Genomic DNA, 19114 nt, shown 5'->3' with positions numbered 1-19114 from the left:
AGTTCTCAATATGCAACGCGAGGTATGCCTTTTCATTTCTCTAGACAGAAGTGACGTTGCTCACAGGTTGTATCCTGTCCATTGTCTGTTTACACGATTGAGACCTCGTGTCATCCAACCTTTGTTTTGACCGATGAATTACCATAAAAAAGCCAATCAGATACCCCTCGACGTGTATATTCGAAAAGCTTCAGATTGGCTTGTACTGTTTCGCCACCTACCAATTAAGAGACAGTTACCCTATCGGTCCTGAATATTCCTGCGTGAATTGATTGTGGCTCCCATGAACTCAGTTTTCATTCGACAAAGATACGGGCACCAATCATGAGAGTTTTCTATGTCTTATACCCGTGTTTCATTCCTTGCCCAACAGATGATATGAGATGAACGGCACACGGTCATGATTGGTGGTTGCCGTCCATGAGTTCCCATGTGCTATCCGGATGATATCTGTAAAATTTAAACGTATGAGGGTCTAAGGCAACAAGATTCATCCATTGGTTGTGGAAAAGTTGCTGCAGAATGGAATGCTTTTCTATAATCGAAGCAATGGTGTTTGGGGATGCTTCAATGATGGACAATAATCGCATGGGTTCGTGGTAATGGGTATCGCCATCGTTTACGGTCTGCAAGGGAAACCCCATTTGTAAATCACTCTGGCTTCCCAGCATGACTCCCACCCCTGAGACTACATTGTGAAGCACTTTGCTTCCACTTCCATAGTGCCAAGGGTCTACACCGGAAAAGTAATAGCCTGTGTTAATCCATTCACCAACAATCAATGGAGCGGTCATGATTTTTTCAAGTATGCCGCCTTCGTTGTCTGGCAGAGGATCATAGGAATGCAGAAAGACTCGGCCGCCTAAATCAAGGCCTTTGGTCAGTGTTCGGCGTCCTATTAAAAAGACGGCGTTCCCGGCAAGTCCCCATTCCGGTCGAGGGTTAGCCCAGTCGAAACTTCGTCCATCGACATGCGTAAACGCTTGTTCGGGAGAAATCTCAGTCGGAGCAAGGGGCATGCGATGACAGCGTTCTAGCGCTTGGTTCATGCCAGCTTGTTCGAGATCCTTGTGTAATTCTTGTAAATCTGAGGCATGGTTCACGGGTAGTTCTTCAAGATCATAAAACGTGACACGGTCCGTTGTCGTATTATGCTTCCCAGGGAGGAACCAGGTGTCCTCAGGAATGGGTAATCCGTTGTCCTGAATGATACGACGTACGGCAGGTTCGTTTGCCATGGCGGCAAAGACACGGGCATTAGCATCTCCAGGATTGCCGCCGCAGGCGCCACAATCCAACGCGCCGAAATATGGATTATTGTCAGTTTCGCTTCCGTGTCCACAGAGCACGACAAGTCGACCGTAATTTTGTGTGAGCCCCATCGCACGAAGACCGTTTTCGATAAACGTGGCTCGCTCTGCCAGTGTGAATCCTTGAGCCAGGCCAGAAGGAATATTTTCGATGTTGATTTTTTCCAAAGACGGCTTTTGAGACTCTGCCGGGTGAGAGACGACGATTTCCGTGGGAACTGGGGATCGTAACCAACGTTGAATGGCTGAGGTGATAGCATGAAACGGTTTTTGTACGAGTGTTTTGCCAACTAAGCCGATGCTGAAAAATAATCCTAAAAGATCAATGAGCATCAGTGACCCGACAGGGTTATGCTTAAGATCATGGAAAAGATGATGTCCCAATTGCTGCCATCTAGAACCAGACGCGTATTTTTGTAATGAATCATGTTTTTCTGATCGAGGTACTTCTGTGACAGTATGATTCGGAGAGAGTAAAACGGGACACAGGGCTGCCCGTTCCTCACTATCAAAGGCTTGATGGCTAATTGGTATGCCAAAAAATCCTGCAAACCCGAATGTCTCATAAGGACCTTGAGCTTCAATATGACGGCGGAACGATTCCGATCGTACGTCAATGCAAAATACCAATTGTGCGTGTGGACGAGTTTCTAGAGATGGCGCTGTCCCTCGGTGAGCTGAAATTTTTCGGATGAATTCGACTCGAAAACTGTCTTCATAAGCTTCAAGCCATATTGGCCCATGCTGGTCAGAGGGAAAGGCGTCTAGCCAATCGAGCAATCCCCGTGATTCGAAGGCTGACAGATCGTGCACTTCACTAGGCGATAATTCCAAAAATTGGTACAGGTGAAAAAGACGCCATGCATCATGGCACGTCGCACGTTGTATGGGGTCGATGACATGAGCGCCTTTTGACAGTCGAAAGTCATAGTCCTCTGAGTGGTTTTGCCAGTATGCATGTAGGGTTGGCAGTGTTCCGTCAATTCCCCATTGTTGCTGGCACACGACCTGCGTCAATTCCACTTCGTAGAACAGGCGTGTCGCAAGATACTGCGTCGTATCGATGGGATGTTTTCGTTGCGCGTGATAGGCGGGATTTTCTCCCAGCCAACGTACATATCTCGCCCAGCCAGGCAATTGTGATAAATGGCGAGAGAGGTAATTGCTCCAGTGCTCTTGTGGAATTCCAAGGCAGTGTAAATTAAAGACAAGTGCCTCTTCGGGGTCTGTTGGAAGATCGAAAATTTTTTTGTTGAATTCGTGAATCCCGAGAAACTTTGCCGAAAGATCGTGTTGTGCGAGTTCACGCCAAGCCTGATAAAATCCTTCTTGTCGTCGGGGCATTTCCCATGCCGCTAAGCCTTCATCAACAAATGTGGCTACCCACTTAATCATTTGGTTGTTGATGTGTTCGACGAGGCGACTTCCAGTTAAGTCATCGACCCAATCACCCATCGTTCGATGATCCGGCAGGGTAATGTCGACTGATGTTGGCCGATTCTCTGACGCGTGAAGGTTTGCCTCATGAAGTAAATGAGGGTCTGAAAGAGAGTCGTACAGTGCCAATGACGACAATGTGCTTTTCCATAAATTCGTGAGATAGGCTTCCTTAGGATACTCTCGACATTGCTCACATTCCTTGATCGTTCGTTCGATGATTCGTGTTTTGGATTCTTCCGAGAGATCGTGTCGAAATTGTTTGGTGGCTGAGCCACCGTTGAATTCCCATTCTTGGAGGGTGGGCTCTAATGCTTCAAACCCGAATATCATATGTAATCGCCAAACCTCCTTGGTGGTGATCCGACGACTTCCAATGTGGACGGACGCTTGTTTATCTTGTCGAGGCCCGACTCTTGTGAATGCCTGTTCAAGACTTGCAGGTGTGATGCGACCCTGGTGATACAGTTGACGATATTCCTGATTTGCCAGGTACCCATGACCGTCTAGAAGTTTTTGTCCTTTTTTGACGGCCTCATCAAATGGAAGATATTCCAGTCCATGAATGGGGTTTTGCGCGACCATTGTTCTCATCGGCCAAAAGGGAGCTATTGGTTCACTGGCGTTGCGTATGCTTTGACGGAGATGTTCACGTGCTTCCGGAGTTAGCGTGCGTGTATGGTCTATCGTGGAATCAGATAACATATCTATAGTGAATCCAATTAACTTCCAGTTAAATGTGAAAGGGAGCCCTAGACGACGGTTGTTGCGTACCTCTGGTTGGGTTTAATAGACCACTAATGATGACATGTGGTTGTCCCCCTGAATTGATGATTACAGGTCGCCTAGACAGTGTAATACTACGCCTCAAACATCGAAAGGTTATACCCGCTTGGGTTATAGCGAATCCAAATACGTTCCAGCTGAACCATGAGGACTTTCAACGCGATATCCCATGTGTCAAGAATACGAAAAATCATTGAATCGGCTATAACTGACCATGATTGACGTTTTATCTCACGTATTGGATCTCAACATTGTCCAAGTTGGCGGTTTATCGTTTCGGTATACCTGAAACGGCTATAGCTTGGCTGCCTTCCATTGTTCATAAGGAGCGATGTCTCTTATAATCTAATCGCATTCTCATTTATGACGTAGGGCAAAAGATTTCAGTGTTGATGAAAAACGGACGAACAAAAGGTGAAGCTGAAACGGAGATCTGGAATGCCGTGATCAAATTCGGGCAGGAGTTTATGGGCCGTGGCCCAATGGATGTCAAGGCGTTTATTTTACCCGATCTCGTATTAGTTCGCTTGAAAGGCGTTTTGACCCAAGCAGAACGCCAGTTAGCGAAAAGTTCTGATGGCATTGAGATGGTGAAGGCTATACGCCAAAACCTTATTTCGCAGGGTCGTGAGAAGCTCTGTTCCCAAGTTAGTGAAATCACCGAGGGAAATGTGTCTGGTTTATTCACGGATATTGATACGAAAATCGGAGAACGAGTCATTGTATTTTCGTTGGATTAAGATTTAGAAGAATAATGCTCGCTTTCCTAAATGAAGGCATGCTGGTTCTTCTTTTTCATTTCCGATCAAGTTTGACACGTGAAACCAGATGGAAAATGCGTAATTTTTTTAAGAGCCTTTCATATCTTTGGCTTCTTCCGTCCTGCTTCTGGATGACTTGATAGGGGCTGATGTTGGTTGAGCCCCGTAATGAACAAGGTGGACTGCCGTTCTTTAAAGTCTTTCTCCATTTCATGGAGTTTGGCCATTGTAGTATGATCGACTAGGTACGTCTCTGATAAATCCAAGGTGATACGCGGTTCCGCTGCCAGTTGATCCAGCGTTTTCTTTAAACCAATCCACGTACTGAAAATAGCAGAGTCTTTGACCTTGACGGTCACGCCGCTTTGTTCATTTCGTTCAACGCTGATTTGAGGTTTGAAGAGAGATGTGGCGGGTGCGCCGTTTTTCAAATGCAGAATAAGATTGACGAAGATGCCAATGGCAATACCCATCAATAAATCCGTGGCCAGGACTCCGATGACGGTCGACACAAAAATGATGAACTGCTCTTTGCCCACATGATACATGTGGAGGAATTCTTGCGGGGACGCCAGGCGAAATCCGGTGAAGACCAACATGGCTCCAAGAGCGGCAAGGGGAATTTGATTGATGAGCCCGGGTAGTAGCGCTACAAAGAACAGCAGAAACAACCCATGGAAGGCGTTCGAAAACCGGGTGCGAGCTCCGTTGTCAATATTGGCCTTGCTTCGTACGATTTCCGAGATCATCGGAAGGCCACCAATGAAAGCCGCAATGGTATTTCCGACTCCGACGGCTAACATATCTTGATCATGGTTGGTTTTTCGTTTCCATGGATCAACGCCATCGATGGCCTTGGCGCTTAATAAGGATTCAATACTTCCAATGAGCGCAAACATGAGGACATACTTCCACCCCGTGGTGGTGGTGAGCCCAGAAAAATCAGGAAAGGTGATGGCGCTAAACATACTTTCCGGGACAGCAACGAGAAAGCTTTTGCCCAAAGGATAATCTTGGCCGTTAAACGAATACGTTCGTTCCTGCCCAAAGTCAAAATATATGGCAAGCGGGACGGTGACGAGCAGGACCATCATGGGAGCGGGAATAATTTTGATCTTGGGGTTTTTGATGAACAGGTAACTAAACATGATGATGAGGCTGATGAGTCCAATCAGCCCAACGAGCGGATTCATTTCCATGACAAACTGAGGGATTTTTGAGATCAACTCTAGCGGGTTACCCTCAGGGCTCACACCCAGGGCAATGGGAAACTGCTTGGCCATGATGATGATGCCTATGGCGGCAAGTAAGCCATGGACTGCTGAAGCTGGAAAGAATTCGCCTAAAATTCCAGCGCGAAACATCCCAAAGAAAATTTGAAAAATTCCAGCGGCAACCCCGACACCTAAGGCAAGTCTATAGGCTTGGTAGTCAATAGCTGGATCTTTTCCTCCGGTAAAACCAAATTCGGTGACGCATCCAATCGCGATGACGATGAGTCCAGCCGCGGGTCCCTTGATTGTCAGTTCGGAGTTACTAAAGAATGTCGCAATTGTTCCGCCGACGATGGCGGTAAAGATTCCGGCGATAGCGGGGTAACCACATGCCAACGCGATTCCCAGGCATAGGGGGAGGGCAATGAGGAAGACTAGAAAGCCTGAAATGAGGTCAGCTTTCCAATTTTTCGGGAGCTCAGAAAGTATACCTCTGGGAACCATAGTTGCTTCTAACATTATCCTCAATTCTTGTTGTGATAGTCTGACAACTTCCGATCAGAGCAATGGTCTTGGATTGACGGATCTTTGGCGCTCTTTAGCAATGTGCCATGCTTGCTAAAGCTGTGTGTGATTTGCGTTAGCTTCACTTTCTTGGCACCGTTTACTGAGAAAATCTGGCGCAATGTGGCCATTCAACGTTCCATTATCAGTCATGTTCTCGGAGGTCAAATCGTCAAAACTTAATTGAATAGTGTGGGGATCATGAACAGCATCTATCATGAAATTTGGCAAAAAAAAACCAGTCAGGTTCATGGTGGAAATCACTTGAACATAAGACTGGTGTGTATGGGGCACTTGGCTTAGGTGGATCATTCTACCCGAACAAAATATAGGTACATTAATCTAGGAGATAATGCAGTTCCTAATATTGTCCTCATGACTGAAAACTCCAGCGGCAATTGAATTCCAGGCAACGCCAAGCACTATTAAGTTATACCAAAGTGTTGGATGAGTGTATAGGTGGAAGAGTGAGTTTTTTCGCTTCGAATGAGCGAAAAAATATGCAAGTTTTACTAGGGGATATCGCCTTCTTGGTCGTAACTAACTGCCTTAGCCGTAAATATTAAACATCACAAGAACTGCAACAATCCCAATAACAGCTAAATCTAATAATGGTTCCATGTTATGCCTCTCGCTTAGTCTAAATATTAGCTCTCAATGTTAATTAGATACGTTATTTACCTAAAATAAGCAAAAATTGATCCAATTAGTTCTATGGGAAATTTATTTTGTAAGTAATTGAATAAATTAACTTTATTTAAATTAAATGAAATAAAGTTTCTGTGTGCTAGAGCTTGAAGTGCAATTCCGCACTGATCGCATGGTGCGAAATCGCACCATAATAATGCTTGGTTTAGTGGTGTGATCGGTTAGACTACGGGGTAGACGATGGGTTGAGCCCTAATTGAAGGATTGAGGCGGTGATCCAATTAGTTTCTGGGTTCTTTTAATGTGTATGCAGATTTAGTTGTTTGAGGTATACAGATTTTTTGAATGCTTGTGTCACCGGTTAAGTGTTCCCTCTGAGTTTGACTTGTATTTTCTTTCCAAGCTGCTAAGGAAATGTGAATATTCTTGGCTATAGCCGTTTCAGTTATACCGAAACGATAAAGCGCCAACTTGTACAATGTTGAGATCCAATACGTGAGATAAAACGTCAATCATTGTCAGTTATAGCCGATTCAATGATTTTTCGTATTCTTGACACATTGGGTATCGCGTTGAAAGTCCTCATGGTTGAGCTGGAGCGTATTTGTATTCGCTATAATCCAAGCGGGTATAACCTTTCGATGTTTGAGGCGTAGCATTACGCTGCTAGGCGATCTATAATTAACAATCTTCCAGAGGTAAACAGATCTCACAATTAGCAACCACTCTCAACGTCTGCAAGGGGTATGCAACAACCGTTGCCTGGCCTTCCTTATTCTCATAAACTGGAGATTAATTGGATTCGCTATAGTGTCTACGGTCATTCCCAAAAGATCCTCAACGTTTTTATTGTGTGATTATCCAGTTTTAGTTTGGCCGGTGGGTTATCTTCTCTATTTTGGTATTTTTGTTATTGGAATTTCTTGTTTTTAAAAATATTTTCAACTGAAAATATCGAAGAAAAAAAGAATGGTCACTTTGTGAACACCAAGAGAGAAACGTTGAAATAATTTTTTTAGTCTTTTTTATTGCATGATGGTACCCATCTGGTATATCCTAGATGGTTTTTCAATCCCCCCAATACAATCTAAGGATGTTTGACGACCAGAATTATTTTGGAAAAGAACCGAGCAAATTTCCTTGGATTGTTCTCTCCTGAGGACTCAAGATTCCCAAGACTCAGAAAGGATCCATATCAGAATGTCTGAAATACGAGAAATCGTAAAGAAGCTTTGGAAAACTTCGAGAGGTTGGTTTGATACCCAATTCGAAGCAGGAGTTGGTTCTCATCAAGACAGTCGTGCCATGGACTTTATGCGTTCGCTGCCGTTCATTGCGCTGCATGTTTCTGTTCTAACGGTATTTTGGGTTGGATGGAGTCCGGTGGCCGTCACGATGGCTGTATTGTTCTATGGCATTCGGATGTTTGCGATTACAGGGTTTTATCATCGTTACTTTTCGCATCGAGCCTATCGGACGTCACGGTTTATGCAATTTGTCTTTGCTATCGTGGGAGCCAGTGCTGCTCAACGAGGGCCATTGTGGTGGGCATCCAATCATCGCATTCATCATGCTCGTTCCGACCAGCCTTCTGATGTTCACTCCCCTGTTCAGCATGGCATTTGGTGGAGTCATCTTGGCTGGTTTTTATCGTATCAGCAGCTTTCTGCGCAGCACCAGCGAATCAAAGATTTTGCTCGGTTCCCAGAATTACGCTTCTTAGATCGCTTTGATGTACTAGTGCCCTTTATGTTGGCAGTGAGTATGTTTTTCTTTGGTGAATGGTTAAGTTACGTTGCTCCTGCTCTTGGGACCAATGGGTGGCAGATGTTGGTCTGGGGGTTTGTCATTTCCACGCTCGCTTTATATCACGGTACCTTCACAATCAACTCGCTGTCTCATCGTTTTGGGACTCGACGTTATCCCACGACCGACAATAGTCGGAATAACCCCATTCTTGCGATTATCACGATGGGTGAAGGATGGCATAACAATCATCATTGGTATGCGAGTTCCGCCAGGCAAGGGTTTCGATGGTGGGAAATTGATATCACGTATTATCTTCTTCTCGGTCTTGAAAAATGCGGGTTAATCTGGGATGTACGGCCAGTCCCGGCTTGGGTGTTGAATCAGCAGAGTCGAAATTCGATAAGTGAGGAAGCCGATACCAAGAAGATTGCGGTATAAGCTTTCTCCTGTGCCTTTAGCTCTGCTGCTCGCTTCCGTCTAATAAGGGGCGTGGTCATTTTTAAGGCAGTTTTCACCATCAACATTACATTTTTGATGTTTCATTGTGACAGGCACTTGTCAAAATGGAGATAGGCTTGGGTGCAAGCCTTTTTATGTGAGCTAAGATTGTAATGTAGGCTCGAATCTCTTTCCTATTTCAAAACTGCTCATTGTCGCTCTTTTTGATTCTCTTTTTTTATCCTTTACACCTTCACGCTCTGCCTCCCAGGGTTAGCCTAACTACCCAGGAGGTGTCGTGCACCTCTGAAATCCAACAAGCTTTATGTGCAATATTTTTCTGTGACTTCCGGTGTTGCAGAGGCTGTGTGGGCTGATCTCACTGTTTCTACGTTCGTGAGTCCTTCTCGTGCTGTTGTATAGTTAATATTCTGGATCCTCGTCATAGGGATAGGAAATGGCCGAAAACCAAATGAATGAGTGAATAGTTAATCTGAGTATTTCATTCCAATTATTTCTATTGTTTACAATTTTCCCTCAAAAACGTGCCTTACTTTTTTCCTATCTTCTCTCATTAAGCCATCTCCTCCACGCTGACCTGAACTCGAACCGTCGAACGGGCAACCTTAATGCAGGCTGAAATGCGTTTTCAGCGTGGTCTCAGGGTGCAAAAAGTATGATTCCTCAAGAATCATCTTTACCCTTAACCACAAAGGAGGTTTCATGAATCATTCAAGCGATTCCACGACTTAATACTCCTGACATGTAGTAGGGCAATGATTCGATATTTGCAAAAAAGGTGACCTTATCGAATCGTTGCCAGTCAGTAGGAGAACGCATGCCCGGCGTTGAATAAACGTCGTCATCAGCTGGGCTACCAAGCATCCCCTTTCACCTATCACTCAATTAAGGAGAAGACTCATGAATACACGTCTGATGTTGATAATCGTTGGATTTATCGTGTCGAGTGCGCTCACGGTTTCGGCGCAATTTCAGGGAGCAGGGAGTGCGGATATTCGCACGGTGTCTGCCGTTCAAGAAGCGATTGATGATTCTTGGATTTCATTGACTGGTACAATTCTTCGACAAGTATCTGCCGAGCGATATCTATTTCAAGATTCCACCGGAACCATGGTTGTTGAAATTGATCACGACAAGTGGCGAAATGTGAGTGTCAATCCGGAAACAATTGTCCGTATATCAGGAGAAATTGACAAAGATTGGTCGACGACCGAAATGGAGGTGGAAACAGTCGAGTTGGTTAGTTCTTCAAGTCAAAGCCTCAGTCAATCTCAATAGTATTGTTGGGGTGAGGCCATCAAGATTTCATGTCCTTCATCAATATGGTGGAGGACATGAAGTTAATTGGATTCGCTATAATCAACAGCCGGCCATTCAAGGCTGGCTCTCACACCGCCAAGAGGAGAGTGATGTAAGTTCAATGCCCCGCCGTATAAGACAACAATCTCATGCACAATGTTGAGGCCTAATCCATGACCCGGGGTCGTTTCGTCAAGCCGTCGTCCTCGCTGTAGTGCCAACGTCAATTGTTCTTCGGAGATACCAGTGCCATCATCTTCTACGATCAAGCGCCAGCAGCCATTGTTCCGTTCCCCATGGACTTCAACTCGCCTTTGAGCCCATTTACAGGCATTGTCCAGTAAATTGCCCAGCATTTCCTCTAAATCATGTCGATCTCCTTGAAAATAACAATCTTCTAATCCGCTTAAGTTGATATGTAAATTTTTTTCTTTATAGAGATGGTCCATAGAAAAACGTAGGTCTTCGGCTAACGGTGCCACCTGGATGCGAGTTCGTAACAAACCGCCAGCGCCGGCAGTTCTGGCTTTCGAGAGATACCGATTGACGGAGTCTGTCATGCCTTTGATTTGGTCTTGGAGGATTTGTCTTCTTTCGCCCTGAATTTCTCGTGCTTCATTTTTGAGGACCGTCAACGGGTTCTTCAGAGCGTGGGCCAGATTGGCTGTCTGTGTCCGTGCTCGCTTCAGAAGCGCGGTATTGTGATCAAGCAGGGCATTCAATTCCGAAACCACAGGTTAGATTTCGATTGGGAAACTCTCCGGTAGACGAGCGGCTCGACCTGCTCGGGTTTCCGTTAGGGCAATTTTCAATTGTCGTAATGGCCGTAGTCCAAATCGAATCTGAAGGAAAACTGCACCAAGTAAGCCTACGCCCAAAACGGTCAGCGTAATCATTAACATTTTGGAAAATTGCTGCACGTCCTGATCAATATTCGAAAGCGGACCTGCCACAACAAAAGTAAAGTACGCATTGGAGTCCGGAAGAGTCACCTTCTCGCTTAATGCGCGTAATTGTCCTCCAGCGGGGCCGACGATGTTCTGATGCTGTAAGCCGCTTCCAATAGCTGGGTCGTTGGTGATCATGCGGTGATTCCAGAGGGAGCGAGACTTGGCTAGGAGTTTTTCATTTTTAAGAATTTGCCAATACCATCCTGAGAGCGGGCTATGAAAACGAAGATTGGAGGGGCTCCATGTCATTTGTAAGCTCCCGTCGTGTGGCGATATTTCGGTGGCGGCAATATTCCCTTGCAGTTGATCAAACAGAAACGCATCAAAACGCTGTTCGAGATGTGATCTGAATAAGTGGACTAAGAGGAGATCGGTGGCGACAAGGGTTAAAATCACCCAAATGCTTGAGGTGAGCAGGAGACGAAGAGTGAGGGTATTATGCGTGTTCATTGAATGTTGAGAGCTGATACCCTTTCCCGCGGTGAGTGATGATAAATGACTGTCCGAGCTTCTTTCGTAATCGATTGATGAGAACTTCAATCACATTGGAGTCGAGGTCAAAGTCTTGATTGTAAATATGTTCAGTTAATCGTGTTTTAGAGATGATGGCACTTGGATGGTGAAGGAAATAGGATAACGTCCGGAACTCTAATGCCGTCAACTCAAGAGGAATATTATCAAGGGTTACCTGCTGACTGCTGGTATCCAATCTGAGCGGACCCCAGGTAATAATCGGATTGACCTGTCCTGTTGCTCGCCTAATTAAGGCCTCGACTCTCGCGACCACTTCTTCCATCTCGAAGGGTTTCGTGAGATAGTCATCCGCTCCTGCTCTGAGGCCGGTGACTTTTTCTCGCCATGTATCGCGTGCGGTCAAGACAAGAACGGGCATCATCCGTCCTTCTTGCCGCCAGTGTTGTAAAATGGATAACCCTTCCTTTTTGGGAAGACCAAGATCCAGAATAACGGCATCGTAGGATTCACTCTGGCCAAAATACTCACCATCCTCTCCGTTATGGGCAATGTCCACGGCATAAGCCATCTTACTCAAGGCTTTTGCCAACTGTCTTGCGACTTGATGATCGTCTTCGACGACAAGCACTCTCATGTCAGAAGACCTCTTTCAGTAAGGATTTAGACTATCGCGTCGACCGTTGACATTGAGAAGGTCCAAGCTTTTGGCATCATATTCCACTTCGAGTACGTTACCTCGAGGAGTGAGGAGCTTGACCTCATAAATCCAACTTGCATCTTCCTCTTCTAATTCAATCTCAAGAATGATGCCTTCGAATTCTTGATTGATTCGAGTGAAGAGTTGTTGAATCGGAGCAAGCTCTGTCTTTATTTGATCATAGGGTAATAAGTCGTCTTCTGCATGAGCGGGAAGAACAGACCATCCGACTCCGACGGTTAAGACGATAGCCCACGTCATGAGAGTTAAGGCTATCGCCCATGTCAGAAATGATCTGTTCGGTTGTGTGCCGGGATTGTGTTGCTCGGTTCTCATGTTGTCCCCTTTAGATAAGGTTTCATGATGTTATTGACCTTATCAGAGAGAACCTTACGCCAAGCTTAAAGGTTCTTTCAGCGTGATATTAGGATCTGTGGAGTATGGTGTTCATATGGCCAGCACTCTTTTCATCCAAGGAGGCAATATGAGAAACGACTTCCATCAATGGGGTAGAGAACAATGGTATTCTCCGGGCGATATCGTGGAGGATCTTCACCGTCACCATTATCGAGTCTATGCCATTGAATGTGAAGACCAATGGTATTCAGTCAATGCGTTTGACTTGCAAGGGGAACGAGTTGAGTTAAAGGTGAGTCCCAAAACTCGAAAAGTCTTCTCTTGGATCATACGAAGTGGAAGTTGCAAAAATCAAAATCGAGAGGAACGAAAACGACGAGAGGATGAAATTGCAGGTATGTCTAAAAGCATTGGCAAGGTTTCACAAGAGGTCGTTTGTCTAAGAGAGGCCTAAGGGGTTTCTCAAAGGTGTAGTTGTCCTGCTTATGGAAGGTTAGGGAGAATGATGAAAGCGAATCAGGTGAATGAGTCTGATCATTCACTTCTTAAGATCATTTGAGAAACTGTTATGGAAGTTTCATGAACTGTTGTCTATCTGCGAAATCATGTCAAGCATCGCCGGTAGATTCTAGGGCCGCGTTTATCTAGAAATATCTAGCTGCTTCGAATTTTTCTTTTCCTGAACAAGCGCTAAAAAATCGTTCTCAAATTTTTCAAAACTTGAGCTATCACACGTTGGGCACTTTGCTCGAGAACGATAGGCAAAGGTCTGTCTCAGTTTACCTCCACACGTTCCACACTTTTTATAATGATCGACAAGTAGGGTCATTAAAGATTTCTGCCATTTGGGGAAGGCCGCTGCCAGCAGAGCGATTTCTTCGAGTGGAAATAGCCAGGGTGTCAGGGTAAATGATTCAGGTTCTGGCAGTTGTGTTAGTGGCTGAAGCTTTTTGTCGACGGCCTTGGTGCCGTGAAGTTCTAGTGTGAAAAGTCTTTTTCCAATGTTCCCAATTGGCTGTAACGAAGGCACTGTCTGTGCGGCGTTGACACTACCACTAATAAACAGTTTTTCAAGCTTGGGTATATGTTTGATGGATTCTAGCGATAGCGGTGAGCCCAGATCAGATAAGTAGAGCGATGTAATTTTGAGCAAGTCTTCAATACCCTCAAGTGACTGGAGTTTTGGACATTGCCAAATCGTGAGATCCTTAAGCGATTTAAATTGATGAAATGGGCGAACATCAGAAATCGGAGCGAGCCGAAGTCCAAACGAGGTTAATTTTGGCAAGGTAAGGTTTGAGAGGACTGGGATGTTCGTTTTCGCTAACCGGTAGAGAGATAAGGATTCAAGATGGGTAAACTCTTCAAGTGTTGCCAGATCTTTTGCGTGGCCATCAACCCATAAGTCGGTAGCGGAGCGACTGACATGCCCAAGCGATTGTAAGAGGTTCTCGTTGCCCATATTGTGCTCCCATATGAATTTGGTGTTGTCCTTCTTGCTGCAATAGCGGTACGTCAATATTGGGCGTCTATTTTCGATATGGACATTTATGAGTTAACGATACACTGAAAGGTAGACAGTGTCCGATTTTTTTTTATTCCATGGGAATCGATATAAGGTTCGAATCTGACTGGAATATTGTCCAATGTTGGCTTGTTGCCAGAGACCCTGTTCGTAATAGGGTTCATTCTTTGAGTCATTGAGAAAGCCTGCATATTTCTCGTCGGTAAAAAAACTTACCGACCAACTGTTTGTCCAATTTGGTTGACATTGTTGGACATAGTCATCGACCTGATAGAGGAGGGCTTGAACGTGTTGTAAATTTTCCACCACTGGTTCGGTGGTTTGAAGGAAGAGCACATCATGATCTTGCGGGATGCGGATTAGGCCGATGGCGTGTTCACGTGCACGACATGCCTGGTGGTTAATTGGAATGTCTTGTGGTTGTCCGGGGTCGCCTTTAGGAATCGTAATGGCATTGAGCGCATCTGTTTGACAGATGAACTTTAAAGATGATGGAGGGCAGTCCCAATGCAGCTGTATCCCGAATTGTGCGATATCTGGCAGCAGAGTCGGCATTCGAGGGTTTAACGTGACTTTGTCCTGGATCGACTCTCCTGGAAGAAGCCGAACTTCCTGTGAACCGATATCCCACAGGACAGAACGCTGATTAATGGGAGTCTTGTGGGTATCTAGACGAAGAGCCTTGAGCCACTTCGAGTCATTTGGCGGATTCCATGGCAAATCATGGACATCGACCATAACCGGTTCTTGACTGATGTTGGTCAAATGAATGTGGATAACGTAGTGCTGCGGACTGGGTTTCTTTAACAAGACCTTCATGGCCAGCGGCAGCCGTGGCTCTTCTTCTGTGTCCGTGGCTGCACTGATAGATAGGGGCAATATCACGATTAGAAAGCAGAGCACAAAACCATAGGCATGGCAAATTAATCGTTTCATTGAACGGTTCCGGTCTTTGGGGGTGCCGTTTTCCTGCTTTGGACTTTCTGTATGGCCATGATGTTGGAGGTCCTATTTAATTCTATTGTTTCTCGAAATATCATATTTCTATTTTACACGACGCGCACATGGGTTTTCCTAATTTCCAACATCCAGCCCAATCCCAAAAATTAACGCCTCATCAAGTTTTTTGTTGCCAAACAAGGGTTGACTGTTGAATCGAATATCATATTCAAACGTGACATACATATATTGATTCAGTTTAATCCGTAATCCCTGTTGAGAGTTGATACGAACGGCTGTGCTTTGCTTTCCAAAGTCTTGAAAGCCTTGATGATTCAAAAATACTTCTACTCCATTTGAGATGAGCCAGTATTTCCAGTCGACCGCCCACAGTGCAGTCGGATTTTGGATGGTTTTCCTTGATCTGAAATCTTGCAACACATACCCTGGTCCGACGACGGCAGACAATGAATGCTCTTCCTCATCGAACACTTGGTACCCCAAGCCGACAGTGGTAGAGCTTCTGACGGTTAAATCTTGAAAGGAGTCTTGTTCGAACAATTCGTCAAAATTCAAAAAGACTTTTTCTGAGACAAAGTAATCGTAATTGAATCTTCCTCTGGAATTTCTCGCTGTGACAATCTCATTAGCCTCGCCGTAGTTATATTGTCCTCCAAAACCTGCACGATGGGCTTTACGGAAGCGAAAGGTCCAGTCTAAAGACGCATTGACGGCTTGAGTCGAGGAATTACCTGCCGTTCGGTTTCCCCCTAGGGAGGTATTCCCGCTATATCGAAACACGGGAAGAGGGTTAATTGACGCAATCATTGACAAAGGTATCTTTTGAAGCTTGACGGGGGGTTCTTCTTTCGGCGTCACGATCTCTTTTGGGTCGACCATGATGACTTCTTCAGGGTCTGACGTCACGACGCTTCCTCGAATCCTTGAGCCATCAAGTAATTCGATGGTTAATGGATTTGCTGAGGACAGCCCTTCAATGACACTCCAATCAAGACTAAACTCACCTCCATAGGTGGTTTTGAAAATCAGTGCCCCTTCTTCCATCCTCACAATGGTCCCGGTCATCCGGTCGCCATTCACAAATTGGACTTCATCTGCCCAGCTGATGTTCAGGTACCCGAGGAGTATGGCGAAACATGGCAAGAGCCAGCATATCGCTCTGGACAATATTGTCATCAGCATGAAAAAAACGTAATGCAACAGTTTGAAAATATCCTGGGTGTCAGGATTATAACGGCATCATTCATTGATAGGCTGTTCGTCTTTGCTTGCAGAGGTGTTTTGGGTTTCGCTTTTCATGTTCGGGCATTGCATGCTTTAGCATCTTGTCGTTGAGTCAGAAGCTGTGTTTGTTACTGAATGACGAGGCAGTTCGCAGCTCAACTTTTTCAAGGACGCTGTATTTCATGGTCCTCAGACATCGATGAAGGAAGTTTATGTCTGAGCATAGGGTGAAATATTCATTTTTTTTGCCTGCTTTCGCATTTCTGAGGCGTCGTACCATGCTTGCATGTTAAGCAACGTATCCATATTCAGATCAAAAGCCATTTCTAATCGTAGTGCCATCTCCGGAGACAGTGCGGATTTTTCATTGAACAAGTCTGACAGGGTGGCACGACGCACGCCCAAAATATCAGCAGCTTTCGTGACACTCAAGCCGAATTCATCAATCACTTCCGTCTTGATGAACGCTCCCGGATGAACCGGTTTCGCGCCACTTTTGGGACCAGTCTTCTTCATCGATGAAAATCCTCTATTTATAGATGTACTGTAGAACCGTACTATTGCAAGTTGTGATATTGAATTTATTTGGAAGACCTCCATGCTATGCCTTAAGTATTTCCTGGGAATCAAACTCAGGTGGACTGCATGAAGCTGTCATGAATAGCTTCACGTTATTTTGAACTTTGACAATGCCGTTCGAGGCATTTGTAGATGAGGTACATTGGGAAGGGTTGTTGTAGGCTCTCGTCTATTTTCTATCGCACGGAACGATAACCAAGATAGACATACCTCGATTCAACATTACGCTTGTCTTGATTGTTTCTAATGCTGAAACTGAAACTAAGGTGCTTGGGCTTTGGAGGATGCGTCAGAAGAGTGTGATGCTCTGTAGGGGGAAGTTTTAACCCTAATGCCTGTATCAATGACTCCTTTGAGCAACTGTGAAGGCAGAAGTGCACAAGGGCTATCTGTGCAAGGCGAGGCATTTGAGGCCAAGATTAATTTTTGGCTAACACTTTAAGGGATTCGCGAATGATGAGTTCAAGGTTTGAGGGATCGTCCAATTTTTCTCGACTTCGTTTAATCGCCTTCTGGACATCAAGAGGGCGATACCCAAGATTGGTTAAGGCTGATTCGGCATCGGCTTGTACCGTATCTTCAGCGGGAAGTTGTTCGCCTGGCAGAGCGTCCGTCGAGATATATTTAGCTACTTTATCTTTGAGTTCCAGCACAATGCGACTTGCGGATTTTTTGCCGATTCCTGGGGTAGATGACAATCTCTCCACATCATTGCGTTGAATCGCTGAAAGAATATCTTTCACATTTAACGTTGACAGTGCACTCAGAGCCAATTTGGGTCCAATTCCACTGATACCGGTCAGTAAGGTGAAGGTTTCTTTTTCTGCCGGTGTGAGGAAACCAAATAACTGAATCGTGTCATTTCGTATGTGAGTGGAAATGGCGAGTGTGACAGAATCCTTCAAGTGGGGAAGGGAAAAGTAGGTACTCAAGGCTATAGAAATTTCATAGCCGACCCCTTGGACATCAAGGATGATCGTTGACGGTGATTTTGAAAGAAGTTGGCCGGTGAGTCGTGCGATCATAAATTACCTGTCTCCAAAGTATTTGCATTGCAAGTGGGTTCAGCTTATCGCTGAGGATAGAGAAAGTCTATTCAGTTCAACTCGAAACGTCGTCAGGGTTTGTGTGGGTGAGTTTGAAGCTAGAAGAGGAAAGATCTTAACTAACCGACTGAGGCAAGCTTTTCCATGATCTCATCTGAGATATCGAAATTGGCATGGACTTTTTGAATGTCGTCATGGTCGTCCATAATTTCGACAAGTTTCAATGCCTGTTCCGCGGCTTTTTCGTCGAGTTGAATATGGTTTTGTGGCAAGAACGTGACTTCAGCAAAGGTTGCTGGTATTTCAGCTTCGACTAAGGCGGCTTTGACCGCTTCAAATTCAGTTGGTGAGGTGATGACTTCAAAGGACTCGGGGCTTTGTTTAACATCCTCGGCCCCAGCTTCCACGGCGAGAGTGAATAACTGATCTTCATCCACTTTATCTTGTTCAACAATTAGCAGGCCCTTTTTTTCAAATTGCCAAGCAACGGCACCAGCTTCGGCCATGTTGCCGTTGTTCTTGGTAAACATACTGCGGACTTCTGCTACGGTACGGTTTCGATTATCTGTCATCACTTCTAATAAAATCGCCGTCCCACCAGGTCCGTATCCTTCAAGAAAGAATTCTTCGACCTCCATACCTGGGAGTTCTCCGGTCCCGCGCTGAATTGCACGTTTCACGGTGTCGGCTGGCATGTTCACTTCTTTGGATTTGGCGATAGCTTGCCGGAGGGCAGGGTTTCCATCGGGGTCTCCTCCACTTCGAGCCGCGATGGAGATTTCTCGAATGACACGAGTGAAAATTTTGCCCCGTTTGGCGTCTTGCGCACCTTTGTGACGCTTGATTGTCGACCAATGACTATGACCACCCATGATGTCTGACCTTATCTCGCAGAAGAAACTCTATCAGTTGAAACTTTGGCTCTGTTGGAGAACTTATTTAAAGTACTCACATCTAGGAAAAAATTTGTATCATAGGGTCGAAGAGGGAGTCAATGTAAGGCATAGTAGTTACTACGTATTATCCATGTGATGCTATCGCAAGGTTTGGTTTGTGGATGTTGTACCAGCGGATA

At 45.2% G+C, this 19114-nt stretch carries 16 protein-coding genes; 4 read left to right on the top strand and 12 right to left on the bottom strand.

Annotation, left to right across the window (positions count from 1 at the left end):
- Positions 1 to 398: 398 nt before the first annotated feature.
- A complete protein-coding gene (locus tag ACWQXP_RS01385) occupies positions 399 to 3452 on the bottom strand; it encodes a DUF2309 domain-containing protein (RefSeq protein ID WP_454061040.1) in 3054 nt (1017 codons plus the stop codon).
- Positions 3453 to 3925: 473 nt separating this feature from the next.
- Here ACWQXP_RS01385 and ACWQXP_RS01380 point away from each other — a divergent pair, with 473 nt between their 5' ends.
- Positions 3926 to 4273, top strand: a complete 348-nt coding sequence (locus tag ACWQXP_RS01380; protein ID WP_454061039.1) for a DUF2294 domain-containing protein — start codon at positions 3926 to 3928, stop codon at positions 4271 to 4273.
- 119 nt (positions 4274 to 4392) lie between these two features.
- Here ACWQXP_RS01380 and ACWQXP_RS01375 read toward each other — a convergent pair whose 3' ends face one another.
- On the bottom strand, positions 4393 to 6027 hold the full coding sequence (locus ACWQXP_RS01375; RefSeq protein ID WP_454061038.1) for a SulP family inorganic anion transporter: 1635 nt from the start codon (positions 6025 to 6027) through the stop codon (positions 4393 to 4395).
- 1893 nt (positions 6028 to 7920) lie between these two features.
- Here ACWQXP_RS01375 and ACWQXP_RS01370 point away from each other — a divergent pair.
- Together ACWQXP_RS01370 and ACWQXP_RS01365 are read left to right on the top strand one after the other, a co-directional pair.
- Entirely contained in the window at positions 7921 to 8907 is a 987-nt protein-coding gene (locus ACWQXP_RS01370; protein WP_454061037.1) for an acyl-CoA desaturase, read from the top strand.
- Positions 8908 to 9828: 921 nt separating this feature from the next.
- Positions 9829 to 10206 carry a NirD/YgiW/YdeI family stress tolerance protein gene (locus ACWQXP_RS01365; RefSeq protein ID WP_454061036.1) on the top strand — a complete coding sequence of 126 codons (378 nt, stop codon included), beginning with the start codon at positions 9829 to 9831 and terminating at the stop codon, positions 10204 to 10206.
- 62 nt (positions 10207 to 10268) lie between these two features.
- Here the strand turns inward: ACWQXP_RS01365 and ACWQXP_RS01360 are convergent, their stop codons facing one another.
- Genes ACWQXP_RS01360 through ACWQXP_RS01345 form a run of 4 tightly spaced genes read right to left on the bottom strand, consistent with a single transcriptional unit; the run spans position 10269 to position 12684 of the window.
- Positions 10269 to 10961 carry an ATP-binding protein gene (locus tag ACWQXP_RS01360; protein WP_454061035.1) on the bottom strand — a complete coding sequence of 231 codons (693 nt, stop codon included), beginning with the start codon at positions 10959 to 10961 and terminating at the stop codon, positions 10269 to 10271.
- Between the two features lie 3 nt (positions 10962 to 10964).
- On the bottom strand, positions 10965 to 11627 hold the full coding sequence (locus ACWQXP_RS01355; RefSeq protein WP_454061034.1) for a hypothetical protein: 663 nt from the start codon (positions 11625 to 11627) through the stop codon (positions 10965 to 10967).
- Positions 11614 to 12285, bottom strand: a complete 672-nt coding sequence (locus ACWQXP_RS01350; protein ID WP_454061033.1) for a response regulator transcription factor — start codon at positions 12283 to 12285, stop codon at positions 11614 to 11616. The genes ACWQXP_RS01355 and ACWQXP_RS01350 overlap by 14 nt, the downstream gene beginning before the upstream one ends.
- A 15-nt stretch (positions 12286 to 12300) precedes the next feature.
- Positions 12301 to 12684, bottom strand: a complete 384-nt coding sequence (locus ACWQXP_RS01345) for a PepSY domain-containing protein (RefSeq protein WP_454061032.1) — start codon at positions 12682 to 12684, stop codon at positions 12301 to 12303.
- Between the two features lie 148 nt (positions 12685 to 12832).
- Here ACWQXP_RS01345 and ACWQXP_RS01340 point away from each other — a divergent pair, with 148 nt between their 5' ends.
- On the top strand, positions 12833 to 13159 hold the full coding sequence (locus ACWQXP_RS01340) for a PepSY domain-containing protein (RefSeq protein WP_454061031.1): 327 nt from the start codon (positions 12833 to 12835) through the stop codon (positions 13157 to 13159).
- 186 nt (positions 13160 to 13345) lie between these two features.
- Here the strand turns inward: ACWQXP_RS01340 and ACWQXP_RS01335 are convergent, their stop codons facing one another.
- The 6 genes from ACWQXP_RS01335 to ACWQXP_RS01310 all read right to left on the bottom strand — a co-directional run bounded on the left by ACWQXP_RS01335 (position 13346) and on the right by ACWQXP_RS01310 (position 18911).
- Entirely contained in the window at positions 13346 to 14167 is an 822-nt protein-coding gene (locus tag ACWQXP_RS01335) for a hypothetical protein (RefSeq protein WP_454061030.1), read from the bottom strand.
- A 93-nt stretch (positions 14168 to 14260) separates the two neighbouring features.
- Entirely contained in the window at positions 14261 to 15166 is a 906-nt protein-coding gene (locus ACWQXP_RS01330) for a hypothetical protein (protein ID WP_454061029.1), read from the bottom strand.
- A gap of 138 nt (positions 15167 to 15304) precedes the next feature.
- Complete coding sequence (locus ACWQXP_RS01325) at positions 15305 to 16372, bottom strand: DUF481 domain-containing protein (protein WP_454061028.1); 1068 nt, start codon at positions 16370 to 16372, stop codon at positions 15305 to 15307.
- A 252-nt stretch (positions 16373 to 16624) separates the two neighbouring features.
- Entirely contained in the window at positions 16625 to 16930 is a 306-nt protein-coding gene (locus ACWQXP_RS01320; protein WP_454061027.1) for a HigA family addiction module antitoxin, read from the bottom strand.
- A 482-nt stretch (positions 16931 to 17412) separates the two neighbouring features.
- A complete protein-coding gene (ruvA, locus tag ACWQXP_RS01315) occupies positions 17413 to 18018 on the bottom strand; it encodes a Holliday junction branch migration protein RuvA (protein ID WP_454061026.1) in 606 nt (201 codons plus the stop codon).
- 140 nt (positions 18019 to 18158) lie between these two features.
- Entirely contained in the window at positions 18159 to 18911 is a 753-nt protein-coding gene (locus tag ACWQXP_RS01310) for a YebC/PmpR family DNA-binding transcriptional regulator (protein ID WP_454061025.1), read from the bottom strand.
- Positions 18912 to 19114 lie beyond the last annotated feature (203 nt).

The organism is Candidatus Nitrospira salsa (genome assembly GCF_965152625.1).
Note: the sequence above shows the minus strand (reverse complement) of the source record. Positions and strands in the feature narration are given on the sequence as shown.

Coding starts and splice junctions, on each gene's coding strand:
- ACWQXP_RS01385 (WP_454061040.1), bottom strand. CDS start 3,452: ATGTTATCTGATTCCACGATAGACCATACACGCACGCTAACTCCGGAA.
- ACWQXP_RS01380 (WP_454061039.1), top strand. CDS start 3,926: ATGAAAAACGGACGAACAAAAGGTGAAGCTGAAACGGAGATCTGGAAT.
- ACWQXP_RS01375 (WP_454061038.1), bottom strand. CDS start 6,027: ATGTTAGAAGCAACTATGGTTCCCAGAGGTATACTTTCTGAGCTCCCG.
- ACWQXP_RS01370 (WP_454061037.1), top strand. CDS start 7,921: ATGTCTGAAATACGAGAAATCGTAAAGAAGCTTTGGAAAACTTCGAGA.
- ACWQXP_RS01365 (WP_454061036.1), top strand. CDS start 9,829: ATGAATACACGTCTGATGTTGATAATCGTTGGATTTATCGTGTCGAGT.
- ACWQXP_RS01355 (WP_454061034.1), bottom strand. CDS start 11,627: ATGAACACGCATAATACCCTCACTCTTCGTCTCCTGCTCACCTCAAGC.
- ACWQXP_RS01350 (WP_454061033.1), bottom strand. CDS start 12,285: ATGAGAGTGCTTGTCGTCGAAGACGATCATCAAGTCGCAAGACAGTTG.
- ACWQXP_RS01345 (WP_454061032.1), bottom strand. CDS start 12,684: ATGAGAACCGAGCAACACAATCCCGGCACACAACCGAACAGATCATTT.
- ACWQXP_RS01340 (WP_454061031.1), top strand. CDS start 12,833: ATGAGAAACGACTTCCATCAATGGGGTAGAGAACAATGGTATTCTCCG.
- ACWQXP_RS01335 (WP_454061030.1), bottom strand. CDS start 14,167: ATGGGCAACGAGAACCTCTTACAATCGCTTGGGCATGTCAGTCGCTCC.
- ACWQXP_RS01330 (WP_454061029.1), bottom strand. CDS start 15,166: ATGAAACGATTAATTTGCCATGCCTATGGTTTTGTGCTCTGCTTTCTA.
- ACWQXP_RS01325 (WP_454061028.1), bottom strand. CDS start 16,372: ATGCTGATGACAATATTGTCCAGAGCGATATGCTGGCTCTTGCCATGT.
- ACWQXP_RS01320 (WP_454061027.1), bottom strand. CDS start 16,930: ATGAAGAAGACTGGTCCCAAAAGTGGCGCGAAACCGGTTCATCCGGGA.
- ruvA (WP_454061026.1), bottom strand. CDS start 18,018: ATGATCGCACGACTCACCGGCCAACTTCTTTCAAAATCACCGTCAACG.
- ACWQXP_RS01310 (WP_454061025.1), bottom strand. CDS start 18,911: ATGGGTGGTCATAGTCATTGGTCGACAATCAAGCGTCACAAAGGTGCG.